This window comes from Vibrio sp. 1069 (assembly GCF_033340555.1).
The window spans coordinates 1-684 of record NZ_JAWOWP010000409.1; the positions used below are offsets into that span (position 1 = coordinate 1).

1 protein-coding gene is annotated in these 684 nt (G+C 48.2%); it reads left to right on the forward strand.

What is annotated here, in order from left to right; all coding sequences use genetic code 11:
* A partial coding sequence (locus R7040_RS26830; RefSeq protein WP_318097645.1) for an AI-2E family transporter occupies positions 1-684 on the forward strand: 684 nt, incomplete at both ends.

The following is a 684-nucleotide window of genomic DNA, read 5'->3' on the forward strand; positions in this document are numbered from 1 at the left end:
TTCAATACTCGGTTTAGCGGCGATATCAGAACCCGCGAAACAATGGTGGGCTGAGTTGCCAAGCATCGTCCAAAACGTTTCGCAGGAAGTGAATGAAGTGACCAAAGCGTCGTCAGAGCACATGAATGCGCCGCTTGAGATCGCCAGTGACATGAACATTGACGAGATGGGCAACAACACGGTGTTTTCTCTGCTGAAAGCGCTCGCGACCACCACACCAACGCTGTTAACTCAGGCGATGATTGTGCTGTTTATGGTGTATTTCATGCTTAATCATGGTCGAAGTCTGTTTCGTAAATCGGTATCGCGTTTGCGTGGTTTTTCGAAACAACGTCAGGCGGTGGAGTTGGTGCAGGCTCTGCAGAAAGATTTATCGCGCTACATCGGCACCATTACTTTGGTCAATGCGGGTTTAGGCTTGTGTGTTGGATTGGTGTTTTTTGTCCTCGGCCTTGAAGACCCATTTCTATGGGGGGCGTTTGCTGGGGTAATGAATTTCGCACCGTATTTGGGGCCAGTGATTTCGATGGTGAGCTTTGGTTTTGTCGCGTATCTGCAGTTAGATTCGGTCAGTTTTATGCTGACAGTGGTGTCGATATATCTGTTGCTGAATTTAATCGAGAGTCAGTTTGTCACCCCAACTTTGCTAGGGAGGCGGTTTAACCTCAACCCGTTAGTCATCTT